This window comes from Streptomyces sp. NPDC059355 (assembly GCF_042752335.1).
In the GTDB taxonomy this organism is placed as follows: domain Bacteria; phylum Actinomycetota; class Actinomycetes; order Streptomycetales; family Streptomycetaceae; genus Streptomyces.
The window spans coordinates 191158-212080 of record NZ_JBHYXN010000004.1; the positions used below are offsets into that span (position 1 = coordinate 191158).

The 20923-nt window shown below is 72.0% G+C and carries 22 protein-coding genes; 11 read left to right on the forward strand and 11 right to left on the reverse strand.

What is annotated here, in order from left to right; translation table 11 throughout:
- Positions 1-5 precede the first annotated feature (5 nt).
- Positions 6-1217, reverse strand: coding sequence for an aromatic acid exporter family protein (locus ACFXGI_RS05980; protein WP_384703906.1), 1212 nt, complete (start codon positions 1215-1217; stop codon positions 6-8).
- A 276-nt stretch (positions 1218-1493) separates the two neighbouring features.
- Between ACFXGI_RS05980 and ACFXGI_RS05985 the strand changes: the two genes are divergently transcribed.
- Positions 1494-2240: a VOC family protein gene (locus ACFXGI_RS05985; protein ID WP_384703908.1), complete on the forward strand. Its 747-nt coding sequence runs from the start codon at positions 1494-1496 to the stop codon at positions 2238-2240.
- A gap of 7 nt (positions 2241-2247) precedes the next feature.
- On the opposite strand, the gene ACFXGI_RS05990 is transcribed toward ACFXGI_RS05985, so the two are convergent.
- Positions 2248-3738 carry a cellulose binding domain-containing protein gene (locus ACFXGI_RS05990; protein WP_384703910.1) on the reverse strand — a complete coding sequence of 497 codons (1491 nt, stop codon included), beginning with the start codon at positions 3736-3738 and terminating at the stop codon, positions 2248-2250.
- 272 nt (positions 3739-4010) lie between these two features.
- On the opposite strand from ACFXGI_RS05990, the gene ACFXGI_RS05995 reads away from it, so the two are divergent.
- Both ACFXGI_RS05995 and ACFXGI_RS06000 read left to right on the forward strand, forming a co-directional pair.
- Positions 4011-4583 carry a DM13 domain-containing protein gene (locus ACFXGI_RS05995; protein WP_384703912.1) on the forward strand — a complete coding sequence of 191 codons (573 nt, stop codon included), beginning with the start codon at positions 4011-4013 and terminating at the stop codon, positions 4581-4583.
- A gap of 98 nt (positions 4584-4681) precedes the next feature.
- Positions 4682-5731, forward strand: coding sequence for a glycosyl hydrolase family 18 protein (locus ACFXGI_RS06000; RefSeq protein WP_384703914.1), 1050 nt, complete (start codon positions 4682-4684; stop codon positions 5729-5731).
- Positions 5732-5773: 42 nt separating this feature from the next.
- Here the strand turns inward: ACFXGI_RS06000 and ACFXGI_RS06005 are convergent, their stop codons facing one another.
- Positions 5774-6076 carry a hypothetical protein gene (locus ACFXGI_RS06005; protein ID WP_384703916.1) on the reverse strand — a complete coding sequence of 101 codons (303 nt, stop codon included), beginning with the start codon at positions 6074-6076 and terminating at the stop codon, positions 5774-5776.
- A gap of 25 nt (positions 6077-6101) precedes the next feature.
- Here ACFXGI_RS06005 and ACFXGI_RS06010 point away from each other — a divergent pair, with 25 nt between their 5' ends.
- Positions 6102-6362: a hypothetical protein gene (locus ACFXGI_RS06010; protein WP_384703918.1), complete on the forward strand. Its 261-nt coding sequence runs from the start codon at positions 6102-6104 to the stop codon at positions 6360-6362.
- A gap of 265 nt (positions 6363-6627) precedes the next feature.
- On the forward strand, positions 6628-7113 hold the full coding sequence (locus ACFXGI_RS06015; RefSeq protein WP_384703920.1) for a hypothetical protein: 486 nt from the start codon (positions 6628-6630) through the stop codon (positions 7111-7113).
- 7 nt (positions 7114-7120) lie between these two features.
- On the opposite strand, the gene ACFXGI_RS06020 is transcribed toward ACFXGI_RS06015, so the two are convergent.
- Complete coding sequence (locus tag ACFXGI_RS06020) at positions 7121-7660, reverse strand: DoxX family protein (protein WP_384703922.1); 540 nt, start codon at positions 7658-7660, stop codon at positions 7121-7123.
- Between the two features lie 150 nt (positions 7661-7810).
- On the opposite strand from ACFXGI_RS06020, the gene ACFXGI_RS06025 reads away from it, so the two are divergent.
- The 4 genes from ACFXGI_RS06025 to ACFXGI_RS06040 all read left to right on the forward strand — a co-directional run bounded on the left by ACFXGI_RS06025 (position 7811) and on the right by ACFXGI_RS06040 (position 9599).
- Entirely contained in the window at positions 7811-8296 is a 486-nt protein-coding gene (locus ACFXGI_RS06025; RefSeq protein WP_384703923.1) for a Rieske (2Fe-2S) protein, read from the forward strand.
- A gap of 155 nt (positions 8297-8451) precedes the next feature.
- The gene (locus ACFXGI_RS06030) at positions 8452-8832 is read left to right on the forward strand and encodes a VOC family protein (RefSeq protein WP_384703925.1); all 381 of its coding nucleotides are present in this window, start codon (positions 8452-8454) and stop codon (positions 8830-8832) included.
- 144 nt (positions 8833-8976) lie between these two features.
- Positions 8977-9243 (forward strand): PqqD family protein, encoded by a 267-nt coding sequence (locus ACFXGI_RS06035; protein ID WP_134068915.1) that lies wholly within the window; start codon positions 8977-8979, stop codon positions 9241-9243.
- 62 nt (positions 9244-9305) lie between these two features.
- Entirely contained in the window at positions 9306-9599 is a 294-nt protein-coding gene (locus ACFXGI_RS06040) for a YciI family protein (RefSeq protein ID WP_384703927.1), read from the forward strand.
- A 97-nt stretch (positions 9600-9696) separates the two neighbouring features.
- On the opposite strand, the gene ACFXGI_RS06045 is transcribed toward ACFXGI_RS06040, so the two are convergent.
- The 6 genes from ACFXGI_RS06045 to katG all read right to left on the reverse strand — a co-directional run bounded on the left by ACFXGI_RS06045 (position 9697) and on the right by katG (position 18095).
- Positions 9697-10125 carry a universal stress protein gene (locus ACFXGI_RS06045; protein ID WP_384704102.1) on the reverse strand — a complete coding sequence of 143 codons (429 nt, stop codon included), beginning with the start codon at positions 10123-10125 and terminating at the stop codon, positions 9697-9699.
- Between the two features lie 84 nt (positions 10126-10209).
- Positions 10210-11718, reverse strand: a complete 1509-nt coding sequence (locus ACFXGI_RS06050) for an APC family permease (protein WP_384703929.1) — start codon at positions 11716-11718, stop codon at positions 10210-10212.
- 245 nt (positions 11719-11963) lie between these two features.
- A complete protein-coding gene (locus tag ACFXGI_RS06055; RefSeq protein ID WP_384703931.1) occupies positions 11964-13610 on the reverse strand; it encodes a hypothetical protein in 1647 nt (548 codons plus the stop codon).
- A gap of 267 nt (positions 13611-13877) precedes the next feature.
- On the reverse strand, positions 13878-14579 hold the full coding sequence (locus ACFXGI_RS06060; protein ID WP_384703933.1) for a hypothetical protein: 702 nt from the start codon (positions 14577-14579) through the stop codon (positions 13878-13880).
- A 130-nt stretch (positions 14580-14709) separates the two neighbouring features.
- Positions 14710-15651 (reverse strand): DUF5996 family protein, encoded by a 942-nt coding sequence (locus ACFXGI_RS06065; RefSeq protein ID WP_384703935.1) that lies wholly within the window; start codon positions 15649-15651, stop codon positions 14710-14712.
- 212 nt (positions 15652-15863) lie between these two features.
- Positions 15864-18095 (reverse strand): catalase/peroxidase HPI, encoded by a 2232-nt coding sequence (katG, locus tag ACFXGI_RS06070; RefSeq protein ID WP_384703937.1) that lies wholly within the window; start codon positions 18093-18095, stop codon positions 15864-15866.
- A 217-nt stretch (positions 18096-18312) separates the two neighbouring features.
- Between katG and ACFXGI_RS06075 the strand changes: the two genes are divergently transcribed.
- Positions 18313-18735, forward strand: coding sequence for a Fur family transcriptional regulator (locus ACFXGI_RS06075; protein ID WP_384703939.1), 423 nt, complete (start codon positions 18313-18315; stop codon positions 18733-18735).
- On the opposite strand, the gene ACFXGI_RS06080 is transcribed toward ACFXGI_RS06075, so the two are convergent.
- Positions 18693-19736: a helix-turn-helix transcriptional regulator gene (locus ACFXGI_RS06080; protein ID WP_384703941.1), complete on the reverse strand. Its 1044-nt coding sequence runs from the start codon at positions 19734-19736 to the stop codon at positions 18693-18695. The genes ACFXGI_RS06075 and ACFXGI_RS06080 overlap by 43 nt on opposite strands.
- An 88-nt stretch (positions 19737-19824) precedes the next feature.
- Here ACFXGI_RS06080 and ACFXGI_RS06085 point away from each other — a divergent pair, with 88 nt between their 5' ends.
- Positions 19825-20919: a winged helix DNA-binding domain-containing protein gene (locus tag ACFXGI_RS06085; RefSeq protein ID WP_384703943.1), complete on the forward strand. Its 1095-nt coding sequence runs from the start codon at positions 19825-19827 to the stop codon at positions 20917-20919.
- The last annotated feature ends 4 nt before the right edge of the window (positions 20920-20923 follow it).

A 20923-nucleotide genomic window follows, 5' to 3' on the forward strand; every position in this document is an offset into this window, starting at 1 on the left:
ACCCACTAGTCCTCCGCGGGCGAGCGGTCGCGCCACAGCCGGCTGAACCGCAGCCGCGGACGCAGCGCCCGCTGTGCGCGCGAGTGCCGGTCGAGCTCCTCCACGAGCCGTTCGGAGCGCTTCTCCACGCCGAGTTCGTCCAGTACCCGGTCGGCTTCCGCGAGCAGGGCCCCGTACAACTGCCACGTCCCGGAGCGCGCCCGCGCCTCCTCGCGCAGGAGCCGCGCGGCGCGCTCGCGGCTGACCCGCGCCGCCGCGAGCTCCTGCGTCAGCCGGGCCTCCGCCTCCTCGGCGCTCGCGCTGATCTGCGCGGTGATCAGTACGGCGAAGTTCTCGACGGCGCTCGCCATGTGCGCGAACAGCTCCCGCAGCGCCTCCGCGAGGTGGTCGTGGAACAGCGGGCCGTCCGTACGCGTCTTGGCGAGGTCGGTCAGCGTACGGCAGCAGACGCGCAGGACCACCGCGCAGATCTCCAGGGTGTCCAGTCCCGTACGGAGCACGAGGCGGAAGAGCAGCCCTTCCTTCACCCGCGGGTTGAGCCGCAGGCTGTCCTCGGCCTGCCGCAGCGCCGCGTCCACGCCCGCGATGTCGTTGTCCAGCCGCCGCGCCTCGTGCAGCCGGGCGGCCGCCTTCTCCACCGGGGTGTGCTCCGCCAGCTCGTCGCCGAGGTGCACCAGCAGGTCGCGCATGCGGCCGGCGAGCGAGGTGATCGCCTCGCTCGCCGGTGCCACCCATACGGGCGGCGCGAGGAAGACGTTGAACAAGAGCCCCACGACCGCGCCGATCAGCGTCTCCAGCACCCGGTCCCAGGCGGTGGCCGCCACCTGCGTCACGCCGAGCACCAGCATCGCGCTGATCGCGACCTCGGGGACGAACTCGTCGACCCGTACGAGGTGTCCCACGACGAGCGAGGTCAGGATGACCAGCCCCAGGCTCCACCAGGTGAGGCCCACGAGGGTGCTGAACCCGATGGCGACGAGGACACCCGCGACGACCGAGTTCACCCGGCGGATGCCGGTGGTGAGGGTGGTGTAGAGGGTGACCTGTACGACGAGCAGCGCCGTGAGCGGCGCGGTCAGCGGCGCCGGCTCGCTGCTCAGCCAGAGCGCGACGACATAGGACACCACGGCCGCCGCCGTCGAGCGGACGGCCTGTACGACGACGGGCTCACGGCGGCGGCTGACGAGGGTTCGTACGGTGACGATGACTTCCGGCATACGTGCCAGCCTTCCCGGACTCGGCTGCACCACGCGTCACACGGATCAAGACGGCACCACCGTACGCGAGGCGGTTCACCCCGGCTTCCCTCCGCTGCTCACCGGCCGCGCCCCCTACCCCGTACGGCCCAAGCCGTCTTCCCACCCCGGCGGCCCGGCCTCGGAGCCGGTCGCGCGGCCCCGGGCTAGGGTGGTTCGGGGGGAGGTCGAGGGAGGTCGGAGCCGGTGTCGACGTCAAGCCATGAGGTGTTCGGGGCGCCGTGCTGGGTCAGCCTGATGACCGGCGACCTCGAGGCCGCGCAGCAGTTCTACGGGGCCGTGCTCGGCTGGGGGTTCCGCCCCACCCGCCTCGGTGAGGGGTTCTCCGTCGCGATGCGCGACGGCGCGCCGGTCGCCGGCATCGGCGGGCTGGCCCGGCGCCTGGGGGTCCCGGTGGCATGGACCCCGTACTTCGCCGTCGACGACGCGGACGTCACCTCCGCCCGGGTGCGCGAGCGGGGTGCCACGATGGGGGTCGGCCCGCTGGCCTTCGGGACCGGACGGGCCGCGCTCGCGGCCGACCCCGACGGCGCGGTCTTCGGGTTCTGGCAGGGCGAGGTGAGCCCGGACTGGACGGCGCATCCCGGCGGCGCCGCCGCCTGGCTCGAACTGCGCACCCGGGACGCGTTCGCGGCGGCCGTGTTCTACGGCGAGGTCCTCGACTGGGCGTGCGAGCGCACCGGGTGCTGCGACGTCTCGTTCGAACACGACCACGTCGTGATCCGACGCGGCCGCGACACCGTCGCCGTGATCAGCGGCGGAGCCGTCGAAGAGGCCCCGGACCCGCAGGTCCGGCCGCGCTGGCACGTCCACTTCGACGTGCCGGACCTCGAAGCCGCGGTGGAGACCGCGACCCGGCTCGGCGGCCGCACCGTCTCACCCGTCCACACCACGCCCACCAGCCGCCGGATCACCCTGGCCGACCCGGACGGCGCGCTCTTCACGATCGTGTCGATCGAGAGCGCGCCGCGGGCCGGCCGTTAGCGGGGTCCTAGCCGCGGGCGGCGAAGGCCTTCGTGAAGGCCAGCGGTTCCTGGACTATGGACGAGCAGGTCGCGTCGGCGGAGTTCTTCGCACCGCCCGGGCACTGCTTGTCACGGGCGCCGGACCACATCGCGAGCCAGCCGAGGCCCTTGGAGCGGGCGAAGTCCACGAGCTGCTTGGCGTCGTCCACGGTGAAGACCTCGGTGGAGACGTCGTTGACGCCGATCATCGGGGTCACGGCCACCGTCTTCCACGCCGCGGCGTCGCTCAGGCCCAGTACGCCCTTGATCTGCGCCTGGGTGGCGGTGGCCGCCTGGATGGCGTAGCCGCCCATGTCCCCGCTGTAGGCCGGGCCGTAGTCCATCGCCATGATGTTGACGGCGGACACCGCCACCCCGTTCCGCTTGGCGTTGGCGATCAGGTCGACGCCCGGCTGTGTCAGGCCCTCCGGCATCACGGGCAGGGTGAAGGAGACGTCGAGCCCGGGATGCGACTTCTGCAGCTGCGCGATGGCCTGCGCGCGCCGGGTGTTCGCCGCGGTGTCGGGCAGGGCCGCGCCCTCGATGTCGAAGTCGACCTTGGTCAGCCGGTACGTGTCCACCACCTTGCCGTACGCGGCGGCGAGGTCGCCGGGGGAGCCGCACGCCAGGCCCAGCTCGGAGCCTGCCGCGCCGCCGAACGACACCCGGACGTCCCCGCCCTTGCCGCGCAGGGCGGAGATCTGGGAGGCGACCCGGTCGTCCCCGAGGGCCGTGACCCCGCCCCACAGGGGGGAGCAGCCGCCGCCGGAGGTGATGAAGGCCAGGTTGAACTCCTTCACCCCCGTCCGGGCCGCCGTGTCCAGCAGGTCGAAGGCCGGGTAGAGCGAGGTGTCCACGTACGGTGCGAACCCGGCCGGCGTGCCGCCGCCGCCCGGGGGCACGGTCACGGTCGGTGTCGGTGTCGGTGTCGGCTTCGACGTCGCTGTCGCCGTCGCCGTCGGTGCGGTGGTGGCCGTCGCGGTGGGTGCGGCCGTCGGTGCGGTGGTGGGCCGGCCGCTCGGGCTGGGCGTCGGCCCGGTGGCCGGTGAGCACTTCTCCTTGTTGATGAGGCATCCGGTGGGAGCGCCCGGGTTCCCGCTCGCGTTGGTCACGAACCCGACGGTGACAGTGGCGCCGGCCGCGAGACCGGCCGTGTCCCAGCGGGGCGGCTTGACCGTCACGTGCTGCCCGCTGACGGTGTGTTCGCCGTTCCAGAGGGAGGCCAGGGAGGTGCCGGCGGGCAGGTCGAACTCGAGGGTCCAGTCCTTGAGCGTGCCGCCGCCGTTGTTGGTGACGACGTACTGACCGGTGTAGCCGGTGGTCCAGCTGCTCGCCTTGGTGAAGGTCGCGCCGACCGATGCGGCCTGTGCGGTACCGGTCAGCACCACGGCGGTGCCCGCGACGGCCGCCGCGACGGCCAGGGCCGCGGCCGCCCTGGTCTTGGCACTCGTCGTACGGCGATGGGAATGGCCAGCCATGAGGACCTGCCTCCGTGCTCGGGGGATGGGGGTTCGAGCAGCACGCTAGCGACCACAAAACGGACGAATGTGCGGTTCGGTCTCCACTCCCGCGTTCTTGAGGCCGCCTTAAGGAACGGATCGGAGAGGGTTAATGACCACGGCGCGGTGGGGCGTACCCGCGGTCCGTCACCCCGGCCGTCGACGTAAGACTTTCGTCATCCGCGGATCCTGGCCCCGGCCGGCCGGCCGCATTTGAATGTGAGGGAACGGAACGACGAAGAGGGGCTGCCATGACGGGGACGACGACGGGCGCGGTGTCGGGGAGGCGCCGGCGCCGCCGAGTGCTGGCCGGGGTGCTGATCACGGCGGCGCTGGTGCTGGGAGCCGGGCTGTACTGGGCCCAGCCGTGGAAGCTCTGGCAGAACTCCACCGTCAACGAGGCGCTGCCCACCGCCGCCGCCGCCTCGGCTCCAGGCTCCTCGCGGCCGGGAGCCGCCCCGGCGCCGGTTGCGCGGACCGTCTCCCAGGGCTCCCTGATCAGTCACGAGCACAGCACCACCGGCACGGTGAAGCTCATCGAGCTGCCCGACGGCTCGCGCACGCTCCGCCTGGAGAACCTCGACACCAGCAGCGGCCCCGACCTGCGCGTGTGGCTCACCGACGCGCCGGTGAAGGAGGGCGCGGACGGCTGGTTCGTCTTCGACGACGGCAAGTACGTGAGCCTGGGCAAGCTCAAGGGCAACAAGGGCGACCAGAACTACGAGATCCCGGCCGGTGTGAATCTCGCCGACTACTCCAGCGTCACCATCTGGTGCGACCGCTTCGACGTGTCCTTCGGCGCGGCGGCACTCCAGGCCGCCTGACCGGCTCAGGCGATCCGGGCGGCCCCCCGCCGGGCCGCCACCCGTCCGCCCGACGTGCCGTCACCCGGCACGCGACCGACGGGCGTCAGGGTCGGGGCATGAAGATCGCGCTCACCGCCCTCCTCGCGGCCGCCACGCTCACCCTGACGGGGGCCGCTCCCGCACCCGCGCCCGCCGAACCCCAAGCGCCTGCCTCCCGTACGGTGTCCGCCTGGCTGCCCTGGTGGAACGTCGAGACCGGCTACCAGGACGCCCGGGCGCACGCCGACCAACTCCACACCGTCAGCCCGTTCTGGTACGCCGCCTCCTCCGCGACCGCCGTCGACGGCGAGACGGGGGCGGGGAACCGCCGGATCATCGACGGCCTGCGGGCCAAGGGCGTCAAAGTCGTCCCCACCGTCACCGAAAGCCTCGACGCCCCCGCGATGGCGGCCCTGCTGGGCGATCCGGCCCGCCGCGCCGCGCACGTGGACGCCCTGATGGCCGTCGCCACGAGCCGCGCCTACGAAGGACTCGACCTCGACTACGAGCGGATGACCGAGACCGGGGACGCGGCACTGCGCGAGCGGGTCCGCACCGGCTACAACGCGCTGACCACCGAACTCTGCGCCCGCCTGCACGCCTTGGCCAAGCAGTGCGTGATCACGGTCATGCCCCGCACCCGCGACGCGGGAACGGCCTTCGACTACGCCCACCTGGGATCCGTCGCCGACCGGCTGCGCATCATGGGCTACAACCTCCACAACGCCCTGGAGGCACCGGGCCCGCTCTCCTCCCTGGCCTGGTACGAGGAGTTCCTCACCTACGCCACCGCCAACGCCCCGCGCGACAAGCTGGAGGTGGCCCTGCCCGCCTACGGCTGGAACTGGACGGTCGGCTCCACCGCCCGCGCGAAGCACGTCACGACCCAGGAGGCCGAGGCCCTGCGCCGGTCGGTGGGCGCGCCCTACACGTACGACACCGCTTCCGGCACCCCGCACTTCACGTACACGGACGACGCCGGCGAACGCCACGAGGTCTGGTACCAGGACGCCCGTGGCACGGCCGCCCACCTGGCCGTGCTCACCCGCTTCGGAGTCCGTGCCCCCGGCCTCTGGGCCCTGGGCTTCGAAGCCCCCGACCTGTGGCCCGCGCTGGCCGCGCGGTGATCCACTCCCCGCGCCGGTGCCAGGCCTCCCGGGTGAAGCGGGTCAGGGCGACGAGGCCCACTCCGGGTCCGACTGCTCGTCCAGCCAGGTCTGGGCATGCGCCACGAACGCCTCCCGCATGTCCTGCGGCAGCTCGTCCCACATGCCGGGCCCCATCGAGACCTCCTCCACGAACAGCCGGGCGCCCGGCCCGTCCTCTCCCTTGCGCAGGTGATCCAGCCCGAGCACGACCGACGGGTGGTCCGGCGCCTGTGCGTGCGCCCGTGCCCGCGCAGAAGTGACGATCCGGTCTCGGATGCGGTGATCACCGTTGCTTCCGGCGCCGACCGCCCGTTTGGCGGTCATGGAAGCAGCTTCTACGCGTCCAGTCGTGTCCCCGGATTTTTCTTTCGCAGAGCTCAGCGGCGCGTACTGGATCGACTCGGACCCCTCCCTCCACGGCACGGAGGAGTGCGCCCACTGCACCCTCTTGCGTACGGCGGGCGGTGAGACCCCGGAGTTACGGGAGGACACGGCGGCGGACGGCGCCTGCGGGGGCATCGGCTGGGTGATGACGACGGGCCGGCCCTTACTGGTGACCTGTGCGGCGATCACCGTCACCGCCGCGCTCGTGACCGTGGCGCTGGGCTGAGGAAGCGGACGGTGGATGTCGAAGGGCTTTGAGCCGGCGCTCCCCGCCCGGCGAGACCGGCGGCCGACGCCCGGCGCCATACGGCGGCCTCGGCCGGCCGTCGGCGCCGGATGCCCTGCCGCAGCGGCCCCGGACAGCTCTGGACGCGGCGCTGAACACCGGGCGCGGCCGCGCACCTTGGGCGTGCGGCCGCGCCCCGGACCGTCCGGTCCACCGCGGACCTGCGGGCTTTCCGAGAGCCGTCCCGTGCGCGTAGCGTGTTCGCATGACTACGACACCGGCTGGAGCGGGCGGGCCGACCGTGGACCGGGCCCGCCCGCGGATGCAGATCCGCAACCGGCAGACCGCGGGGCTGACGTTCCGCGCGGACCAGTGGGCCGCGAAGAAGGCCGGTGCCCAGGCGACGGCCACCGTTCGCGCCTGGGGGTACGCACACCTCGACGAGCCGGATCTGGACACCGCCGTACGACGTCTCGTCCAGGCGGCGGTCGCCGACGGCGGAAAGCGGATCAGCGTCCACCTCGCCGACCAGGACCACCGCATCCTCGCCGTCGTGCTCAGCCACGTCTGCGGCGCCGCCCCCGGCGAGGAGGCCGTACTCGGCGAACTCGCCGCCCTGCGCACCGTCGTGGGCTGCGGCAGCGACATCGCACCCGACGGGCGCCGGCTGTGGGCCCTGCTCGACGCCGCGCCGCGCGCGCCCCGTGAACGGCGCTCCGGACCGGCGGCGGGCGGCGGCGCCGACGCCTGAGAGGGGGTCAGGACGGGCTTGCCGCAGCCCGGTTCGGGCGGACGGACCCCGCCCGTCTCGATCCGGACGGGCGTCGCGCGCGGCGGCGGTGCAGCAGCGCGTCGAGGGAGAGTGCGGGGGCGCCCGCGAGGATCAGCGGGAGCCAGGCCACGAGGTACACGAGGTCGTTGCCGTAGTAGTACGGCGTGGTCTGCCAGCTCACGGTCAGCCACAGGCTCAGTGAGATCAGGGCGCCGCCGAGAGCGGCGATCCGCGTCAGCAGCCCGGCCAGCGCGCCCAGCCCGACCGCCAGTTCCCCCAGGGCCATGGCCATGCCGAGTGCCACCGGGCTCTGCGAGGAGAGCTCGACCAGCGCCGGGAGGGCGGCGGAGTCCCGTACGGCCTCCATCTGCTGGCCGATCGAGCCGTCACCGGTGGCGGACAGGAACGCCGCGTCCGTCAGCTTGTCCAGCCAGGCGTAGACGAAGGTGATGCCGAGGAAGAGGCGCAGCGGCAGGAGTGCGTACTCGGCCGCTCGCGTGCGCAGGTCGGTGGATGGCGTAGTCACACCCTGCACACGCGGGAACCCGCCTTGCGGTTCGGTCGTATTCGGTTGCGGACGCGGTGAACCGAGAGCCGCCTCCCCCCGTGTTCCTGCTGAGGCTGGGGTGGCAAGGGATGCTCCGGTCCGCTTCCGGTACGAGAAGGAGATACGGCCATGGGCGACACCACGCGTCGGCGCACGGTTCTCGCGGCGGGCGCCGCGACGCTGGCAGGCACCGTCTTGAGCGGATGCGGCAGCGACGGGGGATCCGAGGCGGCTGGCTACGGAGCCGGTGACGCAGGCGGCAACGCACCCGGCACCGGACAGGGCGAACCCTCGGCGGGCGCCGCGGCCGGAGGTGGCACCGGCGGCGGGCAGGCGCTCGCGCAGACGTCGGACATCCCGGTCGGCGGCGGCAAGGTGTTCAAGGACAAGAAGGTGGTGGTCACCCAGCCGATGGCGGGGCAGTTCAAGGCCTTCTCGGCGACGTGTACCCATCAGGGCTGCTCGGTGGCGTCGGTGAAGGACGGGAACATCGTCTGCCCGTGCCACCAGAGCCTCTTCAAGATCTCGGACGGCACGGTCGCCGGCGGGCCCGCCACGCGTCCGCTGGCCGCGGCGAAGATAGCCGTGGAGGGCGACAAGATCTCCCTCGCCTGATCGGCCGGATGCGCTGCCGGGCTCACCGGGCCCGGCAGCGCACCGGACGCCACCGCGGAGGCGGCCCGGCCATCGGGCGGAGGCGGGTGTTCGGAGGGACACTGGAGCCAGGGGGCCGATGCCGGACGAGCTGCGGCGAACGGAGGGCAGCCACCATGCTGGGAGACAGCAGGGGATTCAGCGGCTACTCGGTGGACGACATCGAAGGAGCCAAGGGCTTCTACGGCGGGACGCTCGGTCTGCGGGTGTCCGAGGAGAACGGTCTCCTGACCCTGCACCTCGCAGGGGACACCGACGTGATGCTGTACCCGAAGAACAACCACGAGCCCGCCACCTTCACCGTGTTGAACTTCCCGGTGGACGACATCGACCGGGCCGTCGACGAACTGGCCGCGCGCGGTGTGGCGTTCGAGCGGTACGAGGCGTTCGACCAGGACGCGAAGGGAATCGCCCGGGAGGCGCCCGGCCCCGCGATCGCCTGGTTCAAGGACCCGGCCGGGAACATCATTTCCGTCCTCCAGCCGAACGGGATGTAGCCGTCCCCCCGGCCGGGGCCGGGCTGCCCGACCGCCCGGCGGTGGGTGGCGGTAGCCCGGAGGGGGTGGCTAGCCCCATGGTCGAGTCCTCGTCGCGCCGCGATGCTTGAAGCACTTGAGGCGGACTTGAACGAGGAGGACGACATGCGGATCGTGGCAGCGGACGGCGTGACCGGGACGGCTCTGGCGGACGGCCGGATGAAGGTACGTACGGCAGGGCGCGGCGAGTTCCGCTGCAGCCCGGTCGGCTCGGCGATGTGGGTGGCCCTGCGGGTCAACGACGGGTTCCTGGACCTGGCGGCCTCCTCCCTCGCCGACGCCTGGCAGACCGACGAGGGCAAGGTCCGTACGGCGATGAACGCCTGGGCCGAGCGCCTGATGGACGCGGGACTGCTCAAGGCCGCGGCGTGAGCCCGGCCGGGCCGGGACGGTACCGCCGTTGACGGTCGGCACTGATCCAGTACGGTCCGGGGATGTTCATCGTCACCGTTACGTACACGGCACCGCTCGAAGACGTCGAACCGTGGAGGCCGGCCCACGGCGACTGGCTGAAGCGGCAGCTCTCCAGCGGTTCGCTCCTGATGGCCGGGCGGCGGAAGCCACTGGTCGGCGGGGTGTATCTGGCCCCCGGGATGCCCGCCGCGGATCTCGACCGCCTCCTCGCCACCGACCCGTACGTCCTGGGCGGCGTCGCCGAGCACACCGTGCTCGAGTTCACCCCGCACCTCGTCGTGCCCGGCCTGGAGGCCCTCACGTCCTACGAGTGAGCCGGGGCCCGTTCCGTTCGACATGCGGCCGAACGCCGCTCCGCGGTCACCTTCGACCTAGAGCCGGAAGGTGAGCTCGTGAAGCTGACCGTCACCGTCACGGCTCGGCGTCGCCCGCCGTCGGTACGCACAGCACCGGCACCGGCGACAGGTGCAGGAGCTTGTGCGGGGTGGAGCCCAGCAGGGCGCCGCGGATCGGGCTGTCTCCCCAGGTGCCGACGATGATGACCCGCGCCTGATGGCGTTGCGCGGCGTCAAGCAGGGCCTGGGCCGGTTTCTCGTCGACCACCTCGACCGTCGACGGGACGCCGGCCTCGTCGGCTGCCTCGACCGCGCGGGCCAGGGCGCTGCGCCCCGCCTGGCGGACGGCCTCCCGGTGGGCCCGGTACTCCTCCCCGGCGGCGCCGGGCGCGGCGGCGCCGTAGACGAGGACGAGCGGCTCGCCGAAGGCGGTGGCGACCTCGAGCGCCACGCGCAGGGCCCGCTCCGCGCCGGGCGACTCGTCGTACCCCAGCACCACAGACATCATGGACTCCTTCGCGAATACCGGGCCGCACGGACCGTACGCGCCGCCCGCCGGTCCGTACGCGCCGCACGGACCGGCGGGCGGCTACGGCCTCTTGCGGTGGACGAGCTCCGGGTCGACCACGCCCCGCCGCTCCCGCCAGAACCTGCCGTCCTGCACCCGCCAGAAGCACATGATCAGCACGCCGACCACGGCGATCCCGATCCCGATCACCAGCGGCGGCCCGAGACCGAACCAGGAGACCCCGCTGGCCGAGTTCTCCGGATTCGACATGTCGTTGACCGACTCCACCAGCAGCCAGACCAGCAGCCCCGCCCCGACCAGCGGCCCGAGGCCGATGAGCAGGAAGTTGTGCAGGTTCTCCAGCAGGTGGCGGCGGTAGTACACGGCGCAAGCCACACCGGTGAGCGCGTAGTAGAACGCGATGAGCAGGGAGAGCGCCGTGAGCGAGTCCAGGAGGGCGTTCTCGCTGATCTGGTTCACGACCAGGTACCAGGCGATGGCGATGCCGGCGACCCACCACGTGCTCACGTCAGGGGTCCGGAACCGCGGCTGGATGTGCGCGAGCCGGTGCGGCAGCGCGTGGCGGCGGGCCATGGACAGGGCGGTCCGGGAGGCCGGGATGATCGTGGTCTGGGTCGAGGCGAGCGCGGACGTGCAGACGGCCAGGAGGACCATCCAGTCCCAGCCGCCCATCACCTCGTGCGCGAGGACGGCGAAGATGGCCTCCTCCTCGCCCGCGTTCTCGGCGAGGAAGGCGGTCCCCGCGTAGCCGACGATGGCGAAGCCCACGGCGAGGTAGGTCACCAGCAGGACCACGGTGGACCAGATGCCCGCTTTGCCGGGCGCGGTGGCGGAGTCCTGCACCTCCTCGGTGAGGTTGACCGCGGACTCCCAGCCCCAGTAGATGAACACGCCGAGCAGCAGCCCGCCCGTGAGGGCGGCGCCGCCGGCTCCGAAGGGGTTGAGCCAGCTGAGGGACGGCTCGATGGAGTCGAGGGTGCTGGTCCCGGCATAGATGCGGTAGAAGGCCACCACGGAGAAGACCAGCAGGAAGAGCACCTGGGCGAGGATGAGGATGTCCTGGAGGTGGGCCGACAGTTCGGTGCCGATGACGCAGATGGCCGTCATGGCGAGGATCACCAGGACGGCGAGCGTCTGCCGGATGAGCGGGTTGGCGGCCCAGCTGTCGAGGCCGGCGGCGAGGAGGCCGAAGTTCACGGCGACGTCGGCCAGCGAGCCGATGACCAGGACCCCGGTCATCGTGATCGCCCATCCGCCGAGCCAGCCCGCCCAGGGGCCCATGGCCCGTGTCACCCACGAGAACGTCGTACCGCAGTCCTGGTCGACCTTGTTGAGGTAGTAGAAGGCGGCGGCGATCAGCAGCATCGGGATGAACGACGCCAGCATCACGCCCGGCGCGTAGATCCCGGCCAGCGCCACGATCGGCCCGATGACGGCGGCCAGCGAATAGGCGGGCGAGGTGGAGTTCAGGCCGATGACGAGCGCGTCGAGGAACCCGATCGCGTTGTGTTTGAGCTCCGCGTCCGGGATTTCGCCATCCGCCCCGCCGTCGGCACTGTCCTGGGCCATGTACGCATCGTCATGCACCCGGCGGCGCCGCGCGAGGCGCGTGGTCTGTCCGGGGGGCCGGGCAGGTGGGGGTACCCGGCGCGTCCGGGGCCGCCCCGCTTCGGTCGTCGGCGCCGCCGGGCCGGACCGGGGGAGCGGCGCCTGCCGGCGCGCCGTACGACGCGCGGCCCGGACCCCCCACGAGGGGATCCGGGCCGGATGTGCCTTGCCGTGCGGCCGGGAGGCGGCCGCGAGCCGGCGGTGGGTCAGTTCGTCTGGTAGACGCCGAAGATGTCGACGACCAGGTCGATGTTGTCCCAGCCGCGGTTCCAGAAGTCGACGATGCCGTTGTAGCCCATGCCCGCCTGGACCAGGTTCGGGACGCTCTCGCCCCGCTTCCAGTTCAGGTTGGACGAGTTGGGCGGCGTCGGCCAGGTCGCCCAGTTGTTGTCGTAGGCGCTCAGCGAGTTCGGGTCCGGGGACACCGTGAGGTAGCCGTCGCCCCGGGTGTTGGTGACCGTCGTGTTCAGCACGTACGCCGTGTTCTGCGGACGCGAGCTGGACAGCGGCATGTAGATGTAGCCCTGGCCCTCCAGCTGGCCGTACGGCCAGTCCGCGGGGTCACGGGTGTCGAGAATGCGCTCCGGCAGGAACGGCAGGTAGGCGCCCTGGCCGTCCGTGCTGTAGTAGCCGACCACGTCGACGATGACGTCGGTGCCCTTCCAGGCGCCGTTGCGGATCTTGATCGAGCCGTCGGCGCCGACCGGCACGATGACCGAGTTGGCGACGGTCTGGCCACCGCGGAAGTTCAGGTTGGACGTGGTGGGGGCCGCGCCGCCGGTCGGGTAGACGGTCAGGTGGCCGTCCTCGCGCGGGTTGGTGACGGTCACGTTCAGCGCGACGGCCGTGGCGCCGTACGGGACGCCGCCCTTGCCCGTCATCTGGACGCCGATGGTGCCCTGGCCGGCGAGCTGGCTCTTGGGGGCGCCCAGGCCCTCACGGGTGTCGACGAAGCGCGAGGGGTTCAGCGAGGTGTAGCCGCTGGAGGAGGTGCGGGTGAAGTAGCCGGTGATGTCGGCGATGAGGTCGACCGGCTCCCAGCCGCCGTTGTACAGGTCGACGTAGCCGTTCTTGTTGACCGGCACGATCACGAGGTTCGGGACGGTCTGGCCGGCCGAGAAGTTGACGTTCGAGGTGGTCGGACGCTCGCTGCCCTCGGGGAAGACCGTGACGTGGCCGCCGCTGGTGGTGTTGGTGGCGGTGACGTTGAGGACCACGGCCGTGACACCGGCGGGGATCGAGCCGTTGCCGGAGATCTTGACCCTGGTGGTGGCGTACGGGGCGACCTTGCCCTTCGTCGTACCCGTGCCGTCCCGGGTGTCGAGGAGGCGGGTGGGCGCGTACGGGGTGAAGTCGGAGCCCGGCGTCACGATGGCCAGCTCGTTGGTGCCCCGCACGCCCGAACCGTCGGAGAGGGTGACCTTGATCGTGTACGAGCCGATCTCCGCGTACGAGTGCGTCTCGGTCGAGTTGGTCGGCCCGTTGGCACCGTAGGTGACGCTGGTGCCGTCGCCCCAGGCGACGTTGACCGAGAGCGCGGTGCCCGGGTCGCTGACGACCGAGAGGTCCAGGCTGATGCCGCGGGCGCTGGTGCCCTTGGCGGCCAGGCCGACCGCCGGCTCCGCGGCGGCGCTGCCCTCGGCCTGCGCGGTGGCGCCGGCCTTGCCGTTGCCCTTGGCGGCGGACGGGGTGTGCACCGTGCGCTCGGCGGGGCTCTTGACGGTGGTGAAGTTCGACGCCGCGACCTTGTTCAGGTCCACGTCGGGTGCGGAGACACCGTGCGGGCCCGCGGCTCCCGGCGTGGCCGGAGCGGCCTGGGCCACCGCCGGTATGAGACCCACACTGGCTGCCACGACGGCAGCGGACATTACGAGTCGGCGATTGCGCACCGGCCCCCCCATTGTCGGTAAACGCTTGAACAGGTTCGAAAGCGTGCTCAGAGTACACAGCCGCAGGACGTTGACGAGCGGGGTCCCCCTTGGATCGTCACCCGCCGCCTGCCGCCGGAAGAGCGCGTTGAGATGCTCGCCGCGATCACCCGGAAAATCAAGGAAATAACACCGAGGCGCGGATCGGCCCGCGCACCGCGAGGGGCGCGGGCCGATCTGTGAGCCGTGTGCTCACTGGCAGACGAGGGTGAAGGTGAGCTGGTCCGACACGCCGCCCGTGGAGTCCGAGAGGGTGACCGACACCTTGGGGGCCGGGTCGTTGGCCGCCGCACGTGCAGCCGACTTCACGATGAACGGAGCGGCCGTGGCGCTGGGGGCGGTGAAGTTCACGGAGGGGGAGGAGCGCTTGCCCTGCCCCGACCAGATGTACGTGACTTCGCCGGATCCCGTTCCGGTCAGCTTGCCCTCGAACTTGACGCTCTGGGGCTGGCTGCAGTCGACCTTCGGCGTGGCGGTCGACGCAGTCGTGATGTCCACGTCCGTGATGCGGGCCTTCGCTGTGGCGGGTACCCTGGCCGGCTTCGTGCAGTTGGTCGTCTGGCTGTGGTTCTTCCCGCCGCTCTTGACCGTGTACGTGCCCTTCTTGACGTCCTGCTCGGTGAAGGACCCCTGCGGGTTGATGGAGGCCTTGAAGCTCTCCGGCCCGGAGACCTGCACCTGTGATCCCGGTTTGAACCCGGCGAGCTTGAGGTCGAACTCGACCGGATCCGTGCCTGCGGCCACTTCCAGCTTGCAGGTCCCCGCCTGGGGGGCCGCGCCGAGGGCTGCGGGCACCCCGGCCACCGGCGAGGCCTGCGCGGCCATCGTCGAGGGCAGGGCAACGGAGCAGGCCAGGAGCGGGGTGAGGAGTGCGTAGCGAACATGCAGGTTCATGCGTTCCCTCCTTGCCGGGAAAGCATTGATGGGGCGGACCGTGAACGAGGGGCGCGGCAGCGGACACACGGCGCAGCAAGGGTCCGTTTTCAGGCTAGCCCCGCCCTCGGGGAACGGCACGCCGAGCCGCTCAGGCGTCTTTGCGGGCCAGCGGATCCGTGATGCCGCCCGGAGAGTCGAGGCGTTCGACGTCCCAGCCGGCCAGGGCGGCCGCGGACCCGTACAGGGACCCGTAGAAACCGAGCACGGTCTCGCGGGGGTTCACGCCGGCGCGGACGTCGTCGTAGTCCAGCGTGGCCAAACGGCCGGTGCCCCGGTCGACCCGGTGTGCGGCCGCCGGCCGCAGGGGTTGCCCGGCCAGGCCCGCCGGCTCCGGCGCGGCGTACGCGTAGAAGGCCGGCCGGGGGTACGCGTCGTCGCCGAACCAGAAGCCGCAGCTGATGACCTCGCGCGAATAGGCTTCCCGGCTCACCGGGTCCATGCCGGGCACCGGTTCGACCGAGCGGTCGGAGAACCGGGTGACCGCGATGTCGTACGAATGCCAGAACAGGTGCACCGGGCTGACCTTCCCGCAGAAACCGGAAGTGAACTCCTCCAGCACCAGGCCGACCTGGCTGAGCACCTGCCAGTGCCGGTTCACCCAGAACGGGTCGTAGGAGGCGTGCTCGGTGTCCTCGGCGAAGGGCCGGTGCGCGTCGGACAGGGTGTACGGACGGGGGTGCGCGAGGGTCGCCGTCACGCCGACCCGGCGCAGGGCGGAGAGCGTCTCACGGTAGAACGAAGCCACCGACTGCCCGGGGAGCGGGAACGAGGTGTTCGAGCCGTCGAGGCAGGACACGTTCAGCCGGTGGTCGACGAAGTCGAAGTCGATCGTGAAGACCGGGCTGCCGTCGATCCCGCCCATCGGGCGGGTCGTGATGCCCCGCCCGGTCACATGGAACGGAACATTCCACCAGTGGTTGCGCCGCACGCTGCTCGCCAGCCGGATCTTGCCGACGATCTGCGTGAACCGGTGCAGCGTCTCCTTGGAGTCTCGCCACTGCGACAGCGGAATCGCCGGGAACAGGTCCACCGGGCATCCCCCAGCTCGTTGCGCCACGCCTCACGGCTCGGACACCGACATCATCACCCCACCGGGCCTGCGCCCCGGGCGCGACCTGCGGGCGCGGGCCGAACGTCAGCCATGCGCGCCGGTCGGAGCAGCCGGGGCGCGAAGACGTCCGGGCCGGTCCGGTCAGCCGATGAGACGGCCGCCGGCCGACCCGGACATCGCGATCGGATCGATCAGACGAGGTCGAACCGGTCCAGGTCCATGACCTTGCCCCACGCGGAGACGAAGTCCTTCACGAACTTCTCCTTCGCGTCATCGCTCGCGTAGACCTCCGCGAGCGCCCGCAGCTCGGAGTTCGACCCGAAGACGAGGTCGGCCCGGGTTCCGGTCCACTTCACCTCGCCCGTGGTGGCGTCGCGGCCCTCGAACGTGTTCGCGTCCTCGGCCGTCGCCTTCCACGTCGTACCCAGGTCGAGCAGGTTGGCGAAGAAGTCGTTCGTCAGCGACTCGGGGTTCGTGGTGAACACACCGTACGAGGACTGCTGGTGGTTCGCGCCCAGGACGCGGAGTCCGCCGACGAGGACCGTCATCTCGGGGGCGCTCAGCGTCAGCAGGTTCGCCCGGTCGACCAGCAGGTACTCGGCCGGCAGCCGGTTGCCCTTCCCGAGGTGGTTGCGGAAGCCGTCGGCGACCGGCTCGAGCGCGGCGAAGGACTCCACGTCCGTCTGCTCCTGAGTGGCGTCCGCGCGGCCCGGGGTGAAGGGGACCTCGACCTCGAAACCGGCGTTCTTGGCGGCCTGTTCGACGGCCGCGCCGCCGGCGAGGACGATCAGGTCGGCGATCGAGACCTGCTTGCCGTCGCTCTGCGCCGAGTCGAAGGACTGCCGGATGCCCTCCAGCGTACGGAGCACCGTCGCGAGCTGGTCGGGGTTGTTGACCTCCCAGCCGGCCTGCGGCTGGAGGCGGATGCGCGCGCCGTTGGCGCCGCCGCGCTTGTCGCTGCCGCGGAAGGACGAGGCCGAGGCCCAGGCGACGGAGACGAGCTCGGAGACCGACAGGTCCGAGGCGAGGACCTGGCTCTTCAGCGCCGCGATGTCGTCGGCGTCGACGAGCGCGTGCGTCACGGCGGGGAGCGGGTCCTGCCACAGGAGCGTCTCGGAAGGGACCTCCGGGCCGAGGTAGCGCACGATCGGGCCCATGTCGCGGTGGGTCAGCTTGAACCACGCGTGGGCGAACGCGTCCGCGAAATCGGCCGGGTTCTCCAGGAAGCGCCGCGAGATCTGCTCGTAGGCCGGGTCCACGCGGAGCGAGAGGTCGGTCGTCAGCATCGTCGGCGCGTGCGTCTTCGACGCGTCGTGGGCGTCGGGGACGGTGCCGGCTCCGGCGCCCTCCTTCGGCCGCCACTGGTGGGCGCCGGCGGGGCTCTTGAACAGCTCCCACTCGTACCCGAACAGGATCCCGAAGAAGCTGTTGTCCCAGGCGGTCGGGGTGTCGGTCCAGATGCCCTCGAGGCCGCTGGTGATCGCGTCGGCGCCCTTGCCGGTGCCGAAGCTGTTGCTCCAGCCGAGACCCTGCAGCTCGATCGGAGCGCCCTCGGGGTCGGCGCCGACGTTGTCCGCCGGGCCCGCGCCGTGGGTCTTGCCGAAGGTGTGGCCGCCCGCGATCAGGGCGACCGTCTCCTCGTCGTTCATCGCCATCCGGCGGAACGTCTCGCGGATGTCGCGGGCCGCGGCGAGCGGGTCGGGGTTGCCGTTCGGACCCTCCGGGTTGACGTAGATGAGGCCCATCTGGACCGCGCCGAGGGGGCTCTCCAGCTCACGCTCGCCCGTGTAGCGCTCGTCGCCGAGCCAGGTGGTCTCGGGGCCCCAGTACACGTCCTCGTCGGGCTCCCAGACGTCCGCACGGCCGCCGGCGAAGCCGAACGTGTCGAAGCCCATCGACTCCAGTGCCACGTTGCCGGTGAGGATCATGAGGTCGGCCCACGAGATGCTCCGGCCGTACTTCTTCTTGACGGGCCACAGCAGGCGGCGGGCCTTGTCCAGGTTCCCGTTGTCCGGCCAGCTGTTGAGGGGGGCGAAGCGCTGCTGACCGGCGCCGGCGCCGCCGCGGCCGTCGCTGATCCGGTACGTGCCGGCGCTGTGCCAGGCCATACGGATCATGAACGGACCGTAGTGGCCGAAGTCGGCGGGCCACCAGTCCTGCGAGGTCGTCAGCACCTCGGCTATGTCCCGCTTCACCGCGGGGAGGTCGAGGGTCTTGAACGCCTCGGCGTAGTCGAACTCCTCGCCCATGGGGTTGGCCACGGCGGGGTTCTTGGCGAGGATCTTGAGGTTGAGCCGCTCGGGCCACCACTGGCGGTTGCCGCCGCCCTGGGTCGGGTGCGCGGCGCGCCCGTGCGCGACGGGACACCCGCCTGCGGCCTCCGTCTTCGCGTCTACGGAGCTTGCATCGTGCTTCTCGGACATGGGAATCCTTCCAAACCGGGCGGATCGCGCTGCTGAGGAAAGGGGGAGCGACGGAAGCGTTGTACGGGCGTGGCTCGGTGAGGCTTGGCTGCCGACCGAACCGATCCTACGATGGACACAATCCAAGTCAAGAAGAGCACCAGTTGCATATCTGATAGGGATCCGGACACCTTCCTGAACACCGGGCATCCCGCCTTACCTGATTGGGTGAACCGATATGAGTGACCTGCTGGGACGACTGCGAGAGCGCGGCTGGCGCATGACCTCCCAGCGGCGCGTCGTCGCGGAGGTGCTCGACGGGGAGCACGTGCACCTCACGGCCGACGAGGTGCACGCACGTGCGGTGGAGCGGCTGCCCGAGATCTCGCGGGCGACCGTCTACAACGCCCTGGGGGAGCTGGTCACTCTCGGTGAGGTCGTCGAGCTGTCCACGGACGGCCGCGCCAAGCGCTACGACCCCAATGCCCGCCACCCCCACCACCACCTGGTGTGCTCCCGCTGCGGCACCATCCGCGACGTGCCGCCGACGGGCGACCCGATGGCGGGCCTCCCGGAGGAGGAGCGGTTCGGCTTCACGGTGTCGAAGGTCGAGGTGACCTACCGGGGGCTGTGCCCGTCGTGCGCCGGCCGGGCCGCCTGACGTCGGTCCGTCCCGGCGGCGGCGGTGTAGCGGCGGGCCAGGTGGGCGAAGGCCTCCTCGAGCTCGGGCGGCCCGACGACCTCGATGTCGGCGTCGAACCGGCCGATGGCCGAAGCCAGGCCGGTCCACGACCAGGAGCCGAGGACGAGCCGGCAGCGGTCCGGGCCGAGTTCCTCGACCAGCCCGTCGCGGGTGTACCGGGACACCGTGGCCGCGGGCAGGCCGAGGATCACCTCGCCGCGGCAGGGCCGGCCGCCGGAGTCGTCGTAGCCCTCGAACCTGCGGGTCACGAAGGCGGCCACCTCGCCCCCCGGGACGTCACGCGGAGTGAACCGGGGCCCCGTGGGCGTGCGCGGTGTCATCCGGTCGGCGCGGAACGAACGCCAGTCCCCGCGGTCGAGGTCCCACGCGACGAGGTACCACCGCCCGCACCAGGTGACGAGATGGTGGGGCTCCACCCGGCGCGGAGGGAGCCCGGCGGGCGGAGCGCCGTCGGGAGCCCCCGTTCGTGGCGCGGGGGTGTAGTCGAAGCGCAGTACCTCGCACGCGCGGGCGGCGGCGCTGACCGCCATGAGCACTTCTCCGTCGACCGGAGGCCGGGGCCGGACGGCGGGCCGCTCGACCGCCGTGAAGCGGAGCATGTCGATGCGGTGACGCAGCCGTGCGGGCATCACCTGCCGGACGGTGGCCAGTGCCCGGGCCGCGGCCTCCTCGATGCCGACGCCGCTGGTGGCCGCGACCTGGAGGGCGACGGCGAGCGCCACCGCCTGCTCGTCGTCGAACAGCAGCGGCGGGAGCTCCGTGCCGGCATCGAGCCGGTAGCCCCCGTCGGGGCCCTTCGCGGAAACGATCGGGTACCCCAGCTCGCGCAGGCGGTCCACGTCGCGGCGCACGGTACGGGGACTGACCTCCAGCCGCTCGGCCAGCAGCCGCCCGGGCCAGTCCCGGCGCGTCTGGAGCAGGGAGAGCAGGGAGAGCAGTCGCGCTGAGGTCTTCGGCATGTCCTCCATGCTGCCCCCTGAAGCGGACACATCCTGACCGCATCTCCTGCGACCGTCGTCCCGTGCCGAACGACAAGAAGGAATGCCGATGACGGTTCTCGACACCCGGGCGCTGGGCCGCGCGACGCTCGCCCGGCAGCTGCTGCTCGATCGCGCCGACGTACCGGTCCTGGGCGCCGTCGCGCACCTGGGCGGCCTGCAGGCGCAGGAACCGCAGGAGCCGTTCGTCGGGCTCTGGTCGCGGCTGCGCGACTTCGACCCGGCGGACCTGTCGGACCTGCTGCTCCGGCGGCGTGTGGTGCGGACCCACCTCATGCGCCGCACCGTCCACCTCGTCACGGCCGACGACGCCCTGGCCTGGCGGGCCCGCCACGGGGCCATGCTGCGCCAGCGGGTCCTCGGCACCTACCGCCGCGAGCTCGACGGAGTGGACCTCGACGAGCTCGCCGCAGCGGGCCGGGCCGTCATGGCCGACGGCGAGCCCCGCTCGATGACCGAGCTCGCGCGGGCGCTCGCCGAGCGCTGGCCGGCCCCGGGGCAGCGGGCACTGGGGGAGATGCTGATCGCCGCACTCGTTCCGGTGGCGCAGGCGCCGCCGCGCGGGCTCTGGCGGACGAGGGCGGGCGTGCGCAACGTCCTGCTCTCCTCGTGGCTGGGCCGCGAGATCGACCCGCCGTCCCCCGACGGCGCCGACCCGGTCGGCCAGGCGCTCGTACGGCGCTACCTGGCGGCGTACGGCCCCGCCGCCTCGGCCGACCTGCGCGCCTGGTGCGGGCTCGCCGGACTGTCGGCCGCGGTGGCCGCCGTACGCGAGGAGCTGGTCTCCTTCCGGGACGAGCGGGGCCGCGAACTGCTCGACCTCCCCGACGCGCCGCGCCCAGACCCCGGCACACCCGCCCCCGTGCGGTTCCTGCCCGCGTTCGACAACGCGATCCTCGGCTACGACGACCGCACCCGGATCATCGACGACGCCCACCGCGGCCTGTCGGTGGCCGGCGAGCGGGTCGTGCTGATCGACGGCCGGGTCGCCGCGACCTGGAACGTCCGGGAAGACACCGTGACGGTCACCCCGCTGCGCAGCCTCTCCGCCGCGGACCGCGCGTCCGCCGCCGAAGAGGGGCGGGTGCTGGCCTCGTTCCTCTCCGGCGACGAGAGCGGCCGCGTACGCATCGTCCGTACCTGACGTC